Source organism: Massilia sp. BAP21 (genome assembly GCF_057801335.1).
On the sequence record NZ_CM173596.1, the window covers coordinates 3190976 to 3208003 of the forward strand.

Annotated in this window: 14 protein-coding genes; 5 read left to right on the top strand and 9 right to left on the bottom strand. The window is 62.0% G+C overall.

Annotation, left to right across the window (positions count from 1 at the left end):
* Positions 1-230: 230 nt before the first annotated feature.
* The 8 genes from ACWYRN_RS14035 to ACWYRN_RS14070 all read right to left on the bottom strand — a co-directional run bounded on the left by ACWYRN_RS14035 (position 231) and on the right by ACWYRN_RS14070 (position 9717).
* A complete protein-coding gene (locus ACWYRN_RS14035; protein ID WP_488688171.1) occupies positions 231-1460 on the bottom strand; it encodes a tetratricopeptide repeat protein in 1230 nt (409 codons plus the stop codon).
* 69 nt (positions 1461-1529) lie between these two features.
* On the bottom strand, positions 1530-1961 hold the full coding sequence (locus ACWYRN_RS14040) for an ExbD/TolR family protein (RefSeq protein ID WP_229438308.1): 432 nt from the start codon (positions 1959-1961) through the stop codon (positions 1530-1532).
* A gap of 70 nt (positions 1962-2031) precedes the next feature.
* Positions 2032-2463 carry an ExbD/TolR family protein gene (locus ACWYRN_RS14045; RefSeq protein WP_488688172.1) on the bottom strand — a complete coding sequence of 144 codons (432 nt, stop codon included), beginning with the start codon at positions 2461-2463 and terminating at the stop codon, positions 2032-2034.
* Positions 2464-2495: 32 nt separating this feature from the next.
* Positions 2496-3434, bottom strand: a complete 939-nt coding sequence (locus tag ACWYRN_RS14050) for a MotA/TolQ/ExbB proton channel family protein (RefSeq protein WP_488688173.1) — start codon at positions 3432-3434, stop codon at positions 2496-2498.
* A gap of 83 nt (positions 3435-3517) precedes the next feature.
* Positions 3518-4183 carry an energy transducer TonB gene (locus ACWYRN_RS14055; protein ID WP_488688175.1) on the bottom strand — a complete coding sequence of 222 codons (666 nt, stop codon included), beginning with the start codon at positions 4181-4183 and terminating at the stop codon, positions 3518-3520.
* A 552-nt stretch (positions 4184-4735) separates the two neighbouring features.
* Entirely contained in the window at positions 4736-6262 is a 1527-nt protein-coding gene (locus tag ACWYRN_RS14060) for a SpoVR family protein (protein ID WP_488688177.1), read from the bottom strand.
* Positions 6263-6309: 47 nt separating this feature from the next.
* A complete protein-coding gene (locus ACWYRN_RS14065; RefSeq protein ID WP_488688179.1) occupies positions 6310-7581 on the bottom strand; it encodes a YeaH/YhbH family protein in 1272 nt (423 codons plus the stop codon).
* A 213-nt stretch (positions 7582-7794) separates the two neighbouring features.
* Positions 7795-9717: a PrkA family serine protein kinase gene (locus ACWYRN_RS14070; RefSeq protein WP_488688180.1), complete on the bottom strand. Its 1923-nt coding sequence runs from the start codon at positions 9715-9717 to the stop codon at positions 7795-7797.
* Positions 9718-10293: 576 nt separating this feature from the next.
* Here ACWYRN_RS14070 and ACWYRN_RS14075 point away from each other — a divergent pair.
* From ACWYRN_RS14075 to ACWYRN_RS14095, 5 genes are all read left to right on the top strand, one after another.
* Complete coding sequence (locus ACWYRN_RS14075; RefSeq protein ID WP_488688182.1) at positions 10294-11328, top strand: adenosine deaminase; 1035 nt, start codon at positions 10294-10296, stop codon at positions 11326-11328.
* 27 nt (positions 11329-11355) lie between these two features.
* Positions 11356-13887, top strand: coding sequence for an ABC transporter permease (locus ACWYRN_RS14080; protein WP_488688183.1), 2532 nt, complete (start codon positions 11356-11358; stop codon positions 13885-13887).
* Positions 13888-14029: 142 nt separating this feature from the next.
* Entirely contained in the window at positions 14030-14419 is a 390-nt protein-coding gene (locus tag ACWYRN_RS14085) for a group II truncated hemoglobin (protein WP_229438317.1), read from the top strand.
* Complete coding sequence (locus ACWYRN_RS14090) at positions 14420-15751, top strand: DNA recombination protein RmuC (RefSeq protein WP_488688184.1); 1332 nt, start codon at positions 14420-14422, stop codon at positions 15749-15751. It abuts the gene before it with no gap.
* A 38-nt stretch (positions 15752-15789) separates the two neighbouring features.
* Positions 15790-16341 (top strand): REP-associated tyrosine transposase, encoded by a 552-nt coding sequence (locus ACWYRN_RS14095; protein ID WP_488688186.1) that lies wholly within the window; start codon positions 15790-15792, stop codon positions 16339-16341.
* Positions 16342-16407: 66 nt separating this feature from the next.
* Here the strand turns inward: ACWYRN_RS14095 and ACWYRN_RS14100 are convergent, their stop codons facing one another.
* The gene (locus tag ACWYRN_RS14100; protein WP_488688188.1) at positions 16408-16944 is read right to left on the bottom strand and encodes an REP-associated tyrosine transposase; all 537 of its coding nucleotides are present in this window, start codon (positions 16942-16944) and stop codon (positions 16408-16410) included.
* Between the last annotated feature and the right edge of the window lie 84 nt (positions 16945-17028).

Genomic DNA, 17028 nt, shown 5'->3' on the forward strand with positions numbered 1-17028 from the left:
GCTTGTTGCATAGCGGAAGAGGGCGGGAGGTGGGATGTGAACGTGCTGTCGCGCTCATCCTTACGGGTTCTCTGCGTTAGCTTAATCGTACGGTGGGCACAGAGTGCCCACCGTACGGGTAACGCCAGCACATTGGCGGGCGCCACGGACTAGCATGCTGTTCGACTTCGGCCCACAAAAAAACGCCGCCCCGAAGGGCGGCGCTGTCACGCATCAAAGCAGTTGAACAATCAAGCCAGCGGCTTGTTGATCGCCATGATCCAGTAGCGTGCCAGGTCGGCGGTGCCGTCCTTGCCTGCCACGGTTTTCAGGGTGCTGATGGCTTGCTGCTTCTTGCCGGCAGCGGCATAGGCTTCGCCCAGGCGCAGCTTGGCTTCGTCAGGGTACTTCAGGCCGCCTGCCTTGATGGCGCTTTCCATCAGTTTCAGGCCCTTGTCGGCCTGGCCCGACTGCACCATGCTGTAGCCGAGGCCAACCAGGTTGTCGTTGTCCTTGGCCGCCGTGTACTCGGCTTCCAGGGCAGCGATGCCCTTGTTCTGGTCAGCCAGGGTCTTCTCGGCCAGGTCCTTCAGGCGCTGGTGACGGGCTGCGTCGGGGCCGGTGCCCAGGGCGCCGCTCTTGTAGCCCTTGTCGATGATCTTCAGGGCTTCGGCCGGGGCCTTGGCCTGCAGCACGAGCTGGGCCATTTCCATGTACTCGCTCGGCTTCTTGAGCAGGTTGTTGGCCAGCTTCAGGCGGTAGACGTCGACGGCCAGGCGGCCCGAGAAGCCGGGTTTGCCTTGGACGCGGTTCAGCAGGTCGTTCCAGTACTGGGCCTTCGGATAGCTGGCGGCCAGCTTCTCGATGGTGTTGACGTAGCCGACCTTGTCGTTCTTTTTCAGCTGGATGTTAGCCAGCATGCCGAGCATGTCTTCGTTCATGCGGCCCGATTTCTCGGCGGCGCGCAGCTCGGATTCCAGGGCGGCGACATTGCCCTGTTTGTAATAGTTCTGCAGCAGGTAGGCGCGCAGTTTCGGATCGTCGCGGTCCTTCAGCTGGCGCTGGATGGCTTCGTTTGCCTTGTTCAGGTCGCCGCCGCGCATGTAGATGCCGATCAGGCCTTCCGAGAACTGGCCGCGTTCGCTGGCCGACAGCTTGCCGGAAGCGATCAGGGCTTCGAAGGATTTGGCGGCGGTGTCGTAGTCGCCGGCCGACGAGGCTGCCGAGGCACGGACGCGCTCGATCAGGAAGCTTTCGTTGGCGGTCTTGTTGGACACCTTGTCCGCTTCGCGCAGTTTTGCCAGGGCGTCCTTGTGCTTGCCCTGTTTCATCAGCGCCTGGGCTGCCTGCAGCGGTTTGCCGATCTCGGCGCGCACGGCTTCTGCCGCGTGGACAGGGGCCAGGCCAATGACGGGAGTTGCTGCGGTGAAGCCGAGGGCGGCCAGTGCGAGGCCGAGGTGTGCGAGACGGAATTTGCTCATGTGTCGAAAATCCTCTTTGGAAATGGACACGGCAGGGAAACCCTGCCGTGTTGGTCAAACCTGGTGCGGTTACTGGAACTGCTCGTTACCGACCATGCCGATCTTGGTGACGCCGAGACGCTGGGCGGTAGCCATGACACCGGCAACAACCTTGTACTCGACCAGCTTGTTCGGACGCAGGTGCACTTCCGGCTGGTTGGGCTGGGCTGCCACTTCATTCATCTTGGCTTCCAGGGTCGCACGATCCGGGATTGCCTGGCCGTCCCAGAGAACGGTACCGTCGAAGTCCACGTCGATCGTGACGACTCGGGGCTCTTCAGTCTGCGGCGGCGGGGTGCCGACCGGCATGTTCAGATTGACCGAGTGGTTTTGCTTCGGAATCGTGATAATCAACATGATAATCAAGACCAACAGAACGTCGATCAAGGGGGTCATGTTCATTTCCATCATCGGTTCCGGATCAGCTCCTTTGGCGGAGCCTGAACCTACGTTCATACCCATGGTGTTTCCTTTTCAAATGTTGGGGAGGCGGGCGCGAACCGGGCCGAAGCCCGGTTCACTGGTTGGCTTGTCAGCCGCCCTTGTCAGGTGGTTCGATAACGAAACCGACCTTTTGCACCCCAGCACGCTGTGCCGTGTAGATGACCCGGCCAATCGATTCGTATCGAGTGGTCTGGTCGCCACGCACCTTCACTGCAGGTTGCGGCACTTTCACCGACTGCTCCGCGAAGAACTTGAACAGCTCGTCCGTGTTCGCGATGCGCGTCTGGTTCCAGTACATCTCGCCGTCTTTGTTGACGGTGATGTTGATGTCTTCCGGCGCGGTCTTGGTGACCTGGTTCGTTTCCGCCGGCAGATTCACTTTTTGCAGCTGCAGGACCACCGGGCTGGTGATCAGGAAGATGATCAGAAGAACCAACATGATGTCGACGAGCGGCGTCGTGTTGATTTCTGACATCACGGCATCATCATCTCCGGAATCGGAGCCGACACTCATTCCCATAATTTATCCAATCTTGTTAGACGGACCGGGTATTAGCCGATCTTCTTGGCCGACGCAGCAGCGCGAGCGGCTTCCGAGGTGTTCATCGCGCCCGAGATCAGGACCGAGTGCACGTCGGCGCTGAACGAACGGATGTCTTCCATGGCCGACTTGTTGCGGCGGACCAGCCAGTTGTAGCCCAGAACGGCAGGAACTGCAACGAACAGACCGAAGGCGGTCATGATCAGTGCTTCACCCACAGGACCTGCAACCTTGTCGATCGACGCGTTACCCGACATACCGATGTTGGTCAGCGCGTTGTAGATGCCCCAGACGGTACCGAACAGACCGATGAACGGCGAGGTCGAACCAACGGTTGCCAGGAACGACAGGCCATCTTGCAGACGCGACTGGACGCGGTCCACTGCGCGCTGGATCTGCATGGTCACCCAGGTCGACAGGTCGATCTGCTCGAGCAGGGCGCCGTCGTGGTGCTGGGTTGCCTTGGTGCCGGTTTCAGCGATGAAGCGGAATGGCGAACCTTCTTTCAGCGCGGCCGAACCGGCAGCGATCGAGTTGGCTTTCCAGAACTTCGACGACGTTTCCTTCGACTGGCGCATGATCTTCGACTGGTCGATCAGCTTGGTGATGATGATGTACCACGAACCCATCGACATCAGCGACAGGATGATGATGGTGCCCTTGTTGACGAAGTCGCCTTCTTCCCACATGGCCTGGAAGCCGTACGGGTTGTGGACTTCTTCTTTTTCGCCAGCGGCAGCGGCCGGAGCGGCTGCGTCGCCTGCAGGAGCGGCGGCGGCGTCAGCGGCCGGAGCGGCAGCGGCGTCGGTGGCCGGAGCGGTTGCCGCCGGGGCTTCTGCGCCTGCAGCCGGTGCGTCAGCGAAGGCCGGTGCCGAGACCAGGGCCGATGCCGCCGTAACCGAGAACAGGACAGCCGCCAGAACAGCGGACAAACGGGTATTCTTAAACATGCTTCCTCCAGAAATATAAAATAGACAGTTCGCTGATCAGATGACAACGAAAATCATAATGTGAGACGGTGAGCTGTCTCGGTTTATTGGTCCAGCGACCAGACGTACTGAACTGGAGCCCATGCCTGCTGAGGCTGACCGTTAACGACGGCCGGTTTGAAACGGCACTTGCCGATGGCTGCCTGAGCGGCCCTGTCCAGATCACGCGAACCGCTCGATTTCGTGACCTTGGAGTCGATTGCGCGGCCATCCACACCGATCAGGAACGAAAGCGTCGTCGTACCTTCTTCTTCGTTACGTGCTGCCGACTTCGGATACTCTGGCTTGGCGCAGCTGCTGAAGTCTGCGACTGCCGGGGTGCTGACCGGTGCCGGTGCCGGGCCTGGAGGCGCAGCTGGCGGAGCCGGTGGTGCCGGTGGTGCCAGGTTGGTCGTCGGTGGCGGCGTGTTCGTCGCGGCTACAATGGTGTTTTGCGGCGGCGGCGGTTGCTGCACCTGGACCTCGACCGGCGGGATGAATGGCGGTGGCGGTGCCTTCATTTCCGGCGGCGGCGGCGGCGGCGGGGTTTCTGGTGGAGGAGGCGGCTTCACCTCTTCGATCAGCTTGGTTTCCACTGCTTCCTGCACCTTCGTGATCACCTTCGTACCGAGACCATTAATGATCCCCCAGGCGACCAGGACGTGCAACAGGACCACAATGGTGATACCAGTGAGATTCTTCCCCGGTTCCTTATCATGTGAAAAATTCATGCCTGCTTTCTCCAATACCAACTCTTTTTGTTGCTACTAAACCCACAAAACACGACGAAAAGACAAGGCCGCATCCGGGACATCGGCGAATTATACCTACGAATTCTTTTTTGCACAGGTATTTTTGAGGCCCTGAAACGCACGTAAATGCCTGTAAAAACAAGCAATACAGCTCATCCGGCCGCACTCTCACTGTGCAAAAAAGCGCACTCAAATGCTAGCAAAAATTACAAGAAACCACCTTGTTTCGGTATCAACTGTAGAACATCAGGAAAGACCAGCACCTAGACCGAATTTTGCACGCCATATTTGCTGCTTAGCAAATATCATATAGTGCAATGCTGAGCTTTTTGCAAACTATAGCCAGTTTCACCAAAGTGGGGCGTGCGTTAGGTAACACAGCAATAGCGTGCACGGGGCATGGGCATGAGCCCCGATGATGTCGATACAACTTATTGATATGGCTCAGTAGAAGAGTTGCAAAAAGGCACGAATTCCTGAGAATTCGTGCCTTCGGACTCGGTTTTGGAGGGATGGGAAGGCAGAGTGCGGTCAGCGGCTGCGTTTCTCGCGCCGGCAATCGAGGAAGCTCACCACATGGCCGGCGGTGTCGACGGTTTCCAGGCGCACGTCGAAACCCCAGAGCCGGGCCACGTGCTTCAGCACCTCCTGGGCCTGGCCGTTCAGGGGGCGGCGCTGGAACTGGGTATGGCGCAGGGTCAGGGCGCGGTCGTCGCGGGTGTTCACCTGCCAGACCTGGATGTTGGGCTCGCGGTTGCCGATATTGTATTGTTCGGCAAGCTGCTGGCGCACGTAGCGGTAGCCGGCTTCGTCGTGAATGGCGGAAATGGTCAGCTTGTCGCTGCGGTCGTCGTCGAGCACGGCAAAGAAATGGAAGTCGCGGATCAGCTTGGGCGACAGGTACTGGGCGATGAAGCTTTCGTCCTTGAAATTACGCATCGCGAAGTCCAGGGTCTTGCGCCAGTCGCTGCCGGCGATGTCCGGGAACCAGGAACGGTCTTCATCGGTCGGGTTCTCGCAGATGCGGCGGATGTCGCTCATCATCGCGAATCCGAGGGCATACGGATTGATGCCGGAGTAATACGGGCTGGTTGCCGCCGGCTGGAAGACCACGTTGGTATGGCTTTGCAGGAATTCGAGCATGAAGCCGTCGCCAACGATCCCCTCTTTATGTAGTTCCTGCAAAATCGTGTAGTGCCAGAAGGTGGCCCAGCCTTCGTTCATGACCTGGGTCTGGCGCTGCGGATAGAAGTACTGGGAAATCTTGCGCGTGATGCGCACCAGTTCGCGCTGCCAGGGTTCGAGCAGCGGCGCGTACTTCTCGATAAAGTACAGCAGGTTTTCCTCGGGTTCGATGGGGAAGCGCGGCGGCGGGGTATTCCGTTCCTCTTCCTCGCGCCGCGGTACGGTGCGCCAGAGGGCGTTCACCTGCGACTGCGCATACTCTTCGCGCTCTTTCTGGCGCGCCGCTTCCTGGGCCACGGACAGTTTCGCCGGCCGTTTGTAGCGGTCGACGCCGTAGTTCTGGATCGCGTGGCAGGAATCGAGCAGGTCTTCCACCGCGTCGATGCCATAGCGCTGCTCGCATTCGGCAATGTAGTTCTTGGCAAACACCATGTAGTCGACAATCGCCTCGGCGTCGGTCCAGGTACGGAACAGGTAATTGCCCTTGAAGAAGGAGTTGTGGCCATAGGCGGCGTGGGCGATCACCAGCGCCTGCATAGTCAGGCTGTTTTCCTCCATCAGGTAGGCGATGCAGGGATTCGAGTTGATGACGATTTCGTAGGCCAGGCCCATCTGCCCGCGTTTATAGCTTTTCTCGGTCGTGAGGAAATGCTTGCCGAAGGACCAGTGGTTGTACGACACCGGCATGCCGACCGAGGTGTAGGCATCCATCATCTGCTCGGCGGTGATGATCTCGAGCTGGTTCGGGTAGGTGTCGAGGCCGAACTTCTGCGCGACCCGGCGGATTTCTTCATGCGCCTGTTCGATCAGGTCGAAGGTCCACTCCGACTGTTCGGGCAGGGCCCTGGGGTTGGGGGTACGGTCGTCTGGCATATGCGTGCCTATATATATAGTAGGGCGGTTAGCGAAGGGCTCCCCGCCTATTTCGGCTGTTTCTTGAACAACTCCCGGAACACCGGATAAATGTCGGCCGGCGTCACGATCTTCTGCATGGCGAAATTCGGGTGGTGGGCCGCCACTTCGGTATATTGCTCCCACAAATTCTGGGGCGGGCCGTCGGTGATCTCGACATAGGTGTAGTACTGGACTTTCGGCATGATGCCGTTGCTCAGCAATTGCTTGCACAGCACGGAATCGTTGTCCCAGTTGTCGCCGTCCGAGGCCTGGGCCACGTAGGTGTTCCAGTCGGCGCTGGAATAGCGTTCGCCGATCACCTTTTGCAGCAGGTGCAGGGCCGAGGACACCACAGTGCCGCCGGATTCGCGCGAGTGGAAGAATTCGTCCTCGTCGACCTCGGCCGCGGCCGTGTGGTGGCGGATGAAGACGACGTCGATGCGTTCGTACACGCGCTTCAGGAACAGGTATAGCAGGATGAAGAAGCGCTTGGCCGTGTCCTTGCGGGTTTCGTCCATCGAGCCCGAGACGTCCATGATGCAGAACATCACGGCCTGGGTGCTGGGTTTCGGCACCTTGATGCGGTTGCTGTAGCGCAGGTCGAAGGGGTCGATGAAGGGAATCGCATTGATACGGGTGTGGTAGTGGTGGATCTGGCGCCGCAATTCGATCACGCGCGGATCGTCTTCGCTCACTTCCTGCTCGTGCAGCGCCTGCAGTTCTTCCTTGGCGCGCTCGAGTTCGCGCCGGCTCGGGCCGCCGACGGCGATGCGCCGGCCCAGGGCGCCGCGCAGCGAGCGCAATACGTGGATGTTCGAGGGGGTGCCGGACACGTTGTAGCCGGCGCGCTGGGTCTTGAAGTCTATCGTCTGGGTCAATTGCGTCTTGACCATGTTCGGCAGTTCAAGATCCTCGAAGAAGTAGTTCATGAATTCTTCGCGCGAGAGTTCGAAGATGAAATCGTCCTCGACCGTTTGCTCGCTGTTGCCGGCGCGTCCGCGCCCCGAGCCGCCGCCGCCGCTGCGCGGGCGGTTGAACTGGTCGCCTTTCTGGTATTCGGTGTTGCCGGGATTGACGGTTTCCCACACGCCGCCGTGGGCATGGCCGAAATGAGGTTCGTTGACGTCCTTGACCGGGATCGAGACCTTTTCGCCGTTCTCGATATCGGTGATCGAGCGGCCCTTGATGGCGCGCCCGACCGCATCCTTGATTTGCGCCTTGTAGCGGCGCAGGAAGCGTTCGCGGTTGACGGCGGACTTGTTCTTGCCCTGCAAGCGTCGGTCGATGAGGTAAGTCAAAACATGCCTCCTGCTGAAATTCGGGGCGGGCCGGCAGTTGTGTCAACGCCTGCGCGGCACCCCTATCTTAATCCTCCCCGTGCGCATGAGGGGTGCGCACGGCTGGCAGGGTCGTCAAAAATGCGCATGCCAGGCTTGGGATGCCAGCCGGCAGCGCCTCGACTTTCCTTCCCGAAACAGGCGCCAGAGGCGGGCGCCCGTTCCGTCATGCCATCACGAGGATTTCCGCACGCGCAGATACCATTCGCACAGCAGGCGTACCTGCTTGGCCGTGTAGCCCTTTTCGACCATGCGGTTGACGAAGTCGGCGTGCTTGGTCGCATCCTCGGCGCTGGCCTTGGCATTGAACGAAATAACCGGCAAAAGTTCCTCCGTATTCGAGAACATTTTTTTCTCGATGACGGTGCGGAACTTCTCGTAGCTGGTCCAGGCCGGGTTCTTGCCGCCGTTGGTGGCACGTGCCCTCAGGCCGAAGTTGACGATCTCGTTGCGGAAATCCTTCGGGTTCGAAATGCCGGCCGGCTTCTCGATTTTTTCCAGCTCGGCATTCAGCGATTCGCGATCGAAGCTTTCGCCGGTGTCCGGATCGCGGAATTCCTGGTCCTGGATCCAGAAGTCGGCAAAGGTCACGTAACGGTCGAAGATGTTCTGGCCGTATTCGGAATAGCTTTCCAGGTAGGCGGTCTGGATTTCCTTGCCGATGAAGTCGACGTAGCGCTGTGCCAGGTGTTCCTTGATATACGAGTGGTAGCGCTGTTCCTGCTCCGGCGGGAATTGCTCGCGCTCGATCTGCTGTTCCAGCACGTACAGCAGGTGTACCGGATTGGCCGCGACTTCGGTGTTATCGAAGTTGAAGACCTTCGACAGGATCTTGAACGCGAAGCGCGTCGACAAGCCGTTCATGCCTTCGTCCACGCCGGCATAATCGACGTATTCGTGCAGGGACTTGGCTTTCGGATCGGTGTCCTTCAGGTTTTCGCCGTCGTAGACCAGCATCTTCGAGTACACGCTGGAATTCTCGGGGTCCTTCAGGCGCGACAGGATCGCGAACTGCGCCATCATGCGCAGCGTTCCCGGCGCGCAGGGGGCACGCTCGAGCGAGGAATTGCGAATCAGCTTGTCGTAGATCTTGATCTCGTCCGACACGCGCAGGCAGTAGGGCACCTTTACGATATAGATACGGTCGAGGAAAGCCTCGTTGTTGCGGTTATTGCGGAAGCTCTTCCACTCCGATTCGTTCGAGTGCGCCAGGATGATGCCTTCGAAGGGAATCGCACCGAAGCCTTCGGTGCCCTTGTAGTTGCCTTCCTGGGTGGCGGTCAGCAGCGGGTGCAGCACCTTGATCGGCGCCTTGAACATCTCGACGAATTCCATCAGGCCCTGGTTTGCCAGGCACAGGCCGCCGGAATAGCTGTAGGCGTCGGGATCGTCCTGCGAATAATCCTCGAGCTTGCGGATATCGACCTTGCCCACCAACGACGAGATATCCTGGTTGTTTTCGTCGCCCGGTTCGGTTTTCGAAATCGCGACCTGTTTCAGGATCGACGGATAGCGCTTGACGACGCGGAACTTGTTGATGTCGCCGCCGAATTCGTGCAGGCGTTTCACGGCCCAGGGGCTGGGGATCGAGCGCAAATAGCGGCGCGGGATGCTGTAGTCTTCTTCGAGGATGACGCCGTCTTCTTCTTCGTTGAACAGGCCCAGCGGCGACTCGTTCACGGGCGAACCCTTGATCGCGTAGAAGGGCACCTGTTCCATCAGGTGTTTCAGCTTTTCCGCGATCGAAGACTTGCCGCCGCCAACCGGCCCCAGCAGGTAGAGGATCTGCTTGCGCTCTTCCAGGCCTTGCGCCGCATGGCGGAAGTAAGAGACGACCTGCTCGATGACTTCCTCCATCCCGTAGAATTCCTTAAAGGCGGGATAGATCTTGATGACCTTGTTGGCGAAGATGCGCGACAGCCGCGGATCGAGCCGGGTATCGACCAGCTGCGGCTCGCCGATCGCCGCGAGCATGCGCTCGGGCGCGCTGGCATAGGTCAGCGGGTCTTTCTTGCACAGGGCAAGGTACTCCGACAGGGAATATTCTTCTTCCCGGGTACGCTCATAACGGGCTGCGTAGTTGTCAAAAATGGTCATGTGCATGTCCTTTAGTTTGCTAACGACGATCACTGTCACGACAGTCGGAGCGATGCCGACTGCCAAGTCCCGTTTTTTCTTGGCGTACTTCCTTGTTATGAGCGGGCGCCCCGGGTAGCGACGCGCAAATGGCGGCGGCTCGGGCGAAAACTTCTTGTTATAGGCGGCTTGTGACCGGCTTTTCCTTTGTGGAGAGTCTTCTTGTATTGCTGAAATTTATTATGTGCCTATCCGTTCTCGAAGTCAAAGCAGTATCGTGTGCACGACCGTAACAGCAACAAGTCTTTGATTGTGAAGGAAAAACAAGGTTTTTCAGGCAGTATGGAAAAGGGCGAAAAATGGTTCGGGCGAACCCCGCCAGAGGGTTGTTTCGCCCTGTTTTCGCGGTGCAAACTGATGAGTTGTCAAAAGCCTCGAATCGATAGTGCACGATGCCGCCAACAGGTGGCGCACGCATACTGCATACTGTTTCCAGCCCGTTCTTCACCCCGCCTATCGAATGAAAACAGGGCTGCGGCGGCATGCGGTACACTTGCCGGTCGAGCCCTATCATACCGACTTTAGCTGGAGAAAATCATGCTGACCGAGCAACTGCGCACCACCCTACAACAGATGCCGAAAGCGGAGCTCCACATCCATATCGAGGGCTCGCTGGAGCCTGAACTGATCTTTGCGCTGGCGCAAAGGAACGGTGTATCGCTGCCTTATCCCTCGGTCGAGGCGTTGCGCCAGGCCTACGCTTTCAGCGACCTGCAATCCTTCCTCGACATTTATTACGCCGGCGCCAGCGTTTTGCTCACCGAGCAGGACTTCCATGACATGACCGCGGCCTACCTCGCCAGGGCCGCCGCCGACAACGTGCGCCACGCCGAGATCTTCTTCGATCCGCAGACCCATACCGCGCGCGGCGTGCCCTTCGAGACCGTCATCAACGGCATCTGGCGTGCCTGCCAGGAAGGCCCGATCAGCGCCACGCTGATCATGTGCTTCCTGCGTCACCTGTCCGAAGACGACGCGCTGGCCACGCTGGACCAGGCGCTGCCGCACCGCGATAAATTCATCGGCGTCGGCCTCGACTCGTCCGAAGTCGGCCACCCGCCGGAAAAGTTCGCGCGCGTGTTCGAGCGTGCGCGCGGGCTCGGCCTGCGCGCCGTGGCGCATGCGGGCGAGGAGGGGCCGCCGGCCTATATCGAGAGCGCGCTCGACGTCTTGCAAGTCGAGCGCATCGACCACGGCGTGCGCTGCCTGGAAAGCCCCGAACTGGTCGAGCGCCTGGTGCGCGAACGGATGGCGCTCACGGTCTGCCCGCTCTCGAACATCAAGCTGCGCGTGTTCGACGTGATGGCCGCGCATAACCTGCGCACCCTGCTCGACAAGGGCCTGGCCGTCACCATCAACTCCGACGACCCGGCCTATTTCGGCGGCTACCTGAACGAGAACTTCATTGCCGCCTTCGATGCGCTGCCGCTGGACGTCTCGCATGCGCGCCAGCTGGCGCGCAACAGCTTCGCCGCCGCCTTCCTCGACGACGAACAGAAGCGCGCCTTCCTGGCCGAAGTCGACGCCTTCTTCGAACACGCGGCGGCCGACACCGTCGTCAACCCGACTTAACGCAGCGATAAAAACAAGGAGCCGCCCGTGCTGATCCAGTCCCTCCGCATGACCGCACGCGACTGGCGCGCGGGCGAACTGCGCTTTTTGCTGGTGGCGCTGATCGTCGCCGTCGCCGCACTCTCATCCGTCGGTTTCTTCATCGACCGCATGCGCGCCGGCCTGGCGCGCGACGCCAACCAGCTGCTCGGCGCCGACCTGCTGGTGAATGCCGACCAACAGGTGGCGCCTGCCTGGCGTGCGGAAGCCCAGCGGCGCGGGCTGCTGCTGGCCGACACCGTCACCTTCCCCAGCATGGCGCAGGGCGGGGAGGGCGAGGATTCGCAGGCCCAGCTGGCCTCGATCAAGGCTGTTTCTAGCGGCTATCCGCTGCGCGGCGAACTCAAGATCACCACCAATCCAGATGACGCCAGCAGCGCCATCGGCCAGCGCACGCGCGAGGTGCCGGCGCCCGGCACGGTCTGGGTCGACGCCAATTTGCTGCCGGCCCTCGGCGTGAAGGTCGGCGACGCGCTGCAGCTGGGCGACAGCCGCCTCACCATCGCCCAGCTGCTTGCGGCCGAACCGGACCGCGGCGCCTCGTTCGCCAACTTCGCGCCGCGCGTGATGCTCAATCTCTCCGACCTGCCAGCTACCGGCCTGGTCGACAACTTCGCGCGCGTGACCTATCGCATGCAGGTAGCGGCGCCTTCCAAGAACGACCTGGCGCGCGTGCGCGAGTACGAAACCTGGGTGCGCGCGCGCATCAAGGCCGACAACGTGAAAGGCGTGCGCGTCGAGTCGCTCGAAAACGGCCGCCCCGAAATGCAGGCCACGCTCGACCGTGCCGACCGCTTCCTGTCGCTGGTGGGCCTGCTGTCGGCGATGCTGGCGGCAGTGGCCGTGGCGATGGCGGCGCGCCGCTTCATGCAAAGGCACCTCGACGCCTGCGCCATGCTGCGCTGCCTCGGCATGACCCAGAACCAGGTTGGCGCCATGTACCTGATCGAGTTCGCACTGGTCGGCCTGGCGGGCAGCCTGGTTGGCGTGGCGATGGGCTTTGCCGCCCACTTCGTGCTGCTGGAACTGATCGGCGCCTTGCTGCCGGCCGATTTGCCACCAGTGTCGTTCCTGCCAGCGCTGCAGGGCATCGCCACCGGCATGCTGCTGCTGGTCGGCTTCGCGCTGCCGCCGGTCCTGCAGCTGCGCAACGTGCCGCACAACCGCGTAATCCGGCGCGAACAGGCCGTGCCCCAACCCATGGCGCTGGCCACCTATGGCCTCGGCACCGGCGTGTTCGTCGCCCTGCTGCTGTGGCAGGCGGGCGACCCGAAACTGGCCTTGCTCACCGCCGGCGGCTTCCTGGCCGGCTTTGCCTTCTTCGCCCTGGTTGCCTGGCTCGGCCTGCGCCTGCTGCGCCGGTTGCGCGGCGTGTCCAGCAACCAGAGCTGGCGCTTTGCCGTGACCTCGCTGCAGCGCCGCCCCGGCGCCACCGTGGTGCAGGTGGTGTCGCTGGCACTGGGCCTGATGGCGCTGCTGCTGCTCACCGTGGTGCGCGGCGACCTGGTCGCGGCCTGGCAGCGCTCGACGCCGGAGAATGCGCCGAACCGCTTCATCATCAACGTGCTGCCCGACCAGAAGGAGGATGTGACGAAGCGTATTGCGGACGCCGGCGTCGAGCAACCGGTGCTGTACCCGATGATCCGTGGCCGCCTGACCGCGGTGAACGGCCGGCCGGTCACTTCCAGCACCTACACGAGCGACGACGCGCGCCGCCTGGCGAACCGCGAATTCAATCTGTCGACCATGGCCGATGCGCCGGAGGGCAACGACATCGTCGCCGGCAACTGGTATCGCGATGCGCCGGGCGTGTCGGAAGCCTCGGTCGAGCAGGGCATCGCCAAGACCCTGGGCCTGAAGCTGGGCGACGTGATGCGCTTCGACATGGCCGGCATCGTGGTCGATGCGAAGATCACCAGCCTGCGCAAGCTCGAATGGGGCTCGATGCGCGCCAACTTCTTCGTCATCATCAACCCGCAGGCGATGGCGAACGCACCGGCCACCTACATGACGGCCTTCCACCTGCCCGAGCGCGGCGCGAACCTGGCCAGTTCGCTGGCGCGCGCCTACCCGAACCTGACCGTGATCGACGTCAGCGGCATCATCCGCCAGATCCAGGAAGTGGTGGACCAGGTGGTCACCGCCGTGGAGTTCCTGTTCCTGTTCACGCTGGCCTCGGGCGTGCTGGTGCTGTATGCGGCGCTGATGGGGTCGCAGTCCGAGCGCACGCGTGAAGCGGGGCTGTTGCGGGCGCTGGGTGCCACGCGCAAGCAGCTGGCGACGGCGCAGCGCATCGAGTTCGTGCTGGTCGGCGGCCTGGCTGGGCTGCTGGCGGCAACCGGCGCCGCGGCGCTGGGCTGGGGGCTGGCGACTTACCAGTTCAAGTTCGAATGGGCCTTCGAGCCGGGCGTGTGGCTGGCGGGGATTGCGGTCGGCGCGGCCTGCGCGCTGGTCGGCGGCTGGCTGGGCCTGCGCAGCGTGCTGCGCCAGCCGCCGTTGCAGACCTTGAGGGAAGCGTAGGGTGGACGGGTTTCCCGTCCACGCGTTCAACGTACTCATGCGTCGGCATTGCGATTGTTCTGGCGGAGTTTGAACGCGTGGAAGGCGAAGCCTTCCACCCTACGAACCCCACGGCGCGGCGCCGCTGCGCTATCATCACTGTATGTCCGAGAACCAAACCCTGTACGAAATCATCGGCGGCGAAAGCCGCTTGCGCGAACTGGTCGACCGCTTCTACGACCTGATGGAACTGGAGCCGGAATTCGCCGGCATCCACGCGCTGCACCCGAAACCGAACGACAGTTCGCGCGAAAAGCTGTTCATGTTCCTGTCCGGCTGGATGGGCGGGCCCGACCTCTTCATCGAACGCTACGGCCACCCGCGCCTGCGCGCACGCCACCTGCCGTTCGGTATCGGCACGAGCGAGCGTGACCAGTGGTTGCGCGCCATGGCCTGGGCGATGGAAGACATCGGCATGGACGACGACTTGCGCATGCGCCTGATGACCTCCTTCTACCAGACCGCCGACTGGATGCGCAACAAGGCCGACTGAATGAGCACCCTTCAATTCGCGGCGTTGCTGGCGGCGGCGCTTGTCGTGATCGTGCTCCAGGTGCTGGTGCTGCTGCGCGCACGCGGCGGCAGCGCGCAGGGCAACGGCCAGCAGTTCGAACGCGTCGAGCGCGAGCTGCGCCTGGAGCTGCAGCACAGTGCGCAAGCCACGCGCCAGGAACTGGCCGGCCACATGGCCCAGCACCAGGCGGCCACCGTCCAGCAGCTCGACAGCATGCGCCAGCAGATGCAGCTGCATGCGGCCGGCGGCCGCGAGGAACAGGCGCGCGCCCTGAAGCGCTTTGCCGACACCCTGCAGCAGACCCTGGCCAACCTCACCGAATCGAACGCCCAGCGCATGCTGGAAGTGCGCGCGACCCTGGAAACCAAGATCCGCGACCTCCAGACGGACAACGCCAGGCGCCTCGAAGAGATGCGCCAGACCGTCGACGAAAAGCTGCACACGACGCTGGAAAACCGCCTCACCGAATCCTTCCGCCACGTCTCCGAGCGCCTGGAAAAGGTGCACCAGGGCCTGGGCGAAATGCAGCAGCTGGCGATCGGCGTGGGCGACCTGAAGCGGGTGCTGACCAACGTGAAGACGCGCGGCACCTGGGGCGAAGTGCAGCTCGAGATGCTGCTCGAGCAGGTGCTGACGGTCGACCAGTACGCGAAGAACGTCGAAACCGTGCCGGGTTCGAACGCGCGCGTGGAATTCGCGATCAAGCTGCCGGGCGTGGTCGATGGTGGCGCACCCTTGTGGCTGCCGATCGACGCCAAGTTCCCGAAGGAGCAGTACGAACGCCTGCTCGACGCCCAGGACCGGGCCGACGCCGACGGCGTGGCGCGCTACGGCGCCGAGCTCGAACGCGCGGTGCGGGGCGAAGCCAAGACCATCTGCGACAAATACGTGTCGCCGCCGCAGACCACCGATTTCGCCATCCTGTTCCTGCCGACCGAAGGCCTGTACGCCGAAGTGATGCGCCGTCCTGGCCTGGCCGACGAATTGCAGCGGTCCCTGCGCGTGACGATCGCCGGCCCGTCGACCCTGACGGCTTTGCTGAACAGCCTGCAGATGGGCTTCCGCACGCTGGCGCTGGAAAAGCGCTCGTCGGAAGTGTGGCAGGTGCTGGGCGCGGTGAAGACCGAGTTCGCCAAGTTCGGCGACGTGCTGGCCGCCACCAAGGCGACGCTGGAAAAGGCCGCGAAGAACATCGAAAACGCCGAGGTGCGCAGCCGCCAGATGGCGCGCAAGCTGAAATCGGTGGAGGCCCTGCCGAGCGAGGCGGCGCAGCTGATGCTGGGGCCGGACGGCGCGGACCGGGACGACTGAGCGCGCGCCCGTCATAAGGGCCCGACGCATCCTCTGCCATGCGCGCCACCATGCCCCGCCATCGCCGGCTCCATACCGGCAACACCTGGTTCTTCACGCTGGTGTCGTTCCGGCGCAATCCTGTCCTGTGCCTGCCGCCGATTCGCTCGGCATTGCGCCGGGCCATCGTCGACGTCCGCGGCACGCGTCCCTTCGATATCGACGCATGGGTGCTGATGCCGGATCACCTGCATTGCATCTGGACCCTGCCCGAGGGCGATGCCGACCATGCGGCACGCTGGGCGATGATCAGGAACGCCGTGTCGCGCGTTGCCCTGGTGTCCACGGTATCGACCGGTACGCGCAATCCGTCGCGCATCGAACACCGCGATGCGTCGGTCTGGCAGCGGGGCGTCGATGCGCACCAGATCCGCAACGACCGCGAGTTCGCGCGTCACGTGGATTACATCCATTTCAATCCGGTGCGGCATGGACATGCGGCGCGTGCGGCGGATTGGCCGTATTCGACGTTTCACCGGTACGTGAAACAGGGTGTGTATCCGGCCGATTGGAGTGGGACGCCGCAGGTGGAGGCGATGTGGATCGAGTAGGGTGGACGGATCCTCCGTCCACGCGTTCAAGCTGCGCCGGCGTTCCCGATACTTACCGGATTGCGCTCACTCCCAACACAATTCCAGCATCTCCACCGGCCCGCACCAGTCCGCCGGATACCTTCCTTCCTTCACGAATTTGCCGAAACTCGAATACGGCCACAATGAAGCATGCGCAACATGCCCATGCCTCACAGGGTTGATATGAATGTAATCGGCGTGCCGTTCGAAATCGCACCCATCCCGGATCTGGTGTTCCCAAAACCGCCTCTGCCAGATGGTGGAATCCCCACGGCGTTTCATGGCCGCAGAACGCGGCGCTGCATCGTTATAGCTGCGGCACACGTACGACACATGATGTTTGATTTCACGCCAGCGTTGCGAAAAATCGGTATCGTCTGGCGGCAGCGTCCAGATGCAATGAAGATGATCGGGTAGTTGCACCCAGGCGTCGATGGTGAATGGCCGGCGTGCGCGGACGGTGTGGATGGCGTCGCGCAAGGCGGTAAGAATAGCATCGTCGCAGAGGATGGGGCGGCGGCGCCAGGCGACGAGTGTGAAGAAAAAGGTGGAGCCGGTGAGGGCGCGGCGGAAATGGGACATCGCGCCATCGTAGTGGCGTGGTCATCGCCGCCGGATGAGATCGGTCAAATGTACGGCAAGGCGCGGTAGTGCGTGAGTTGGTTG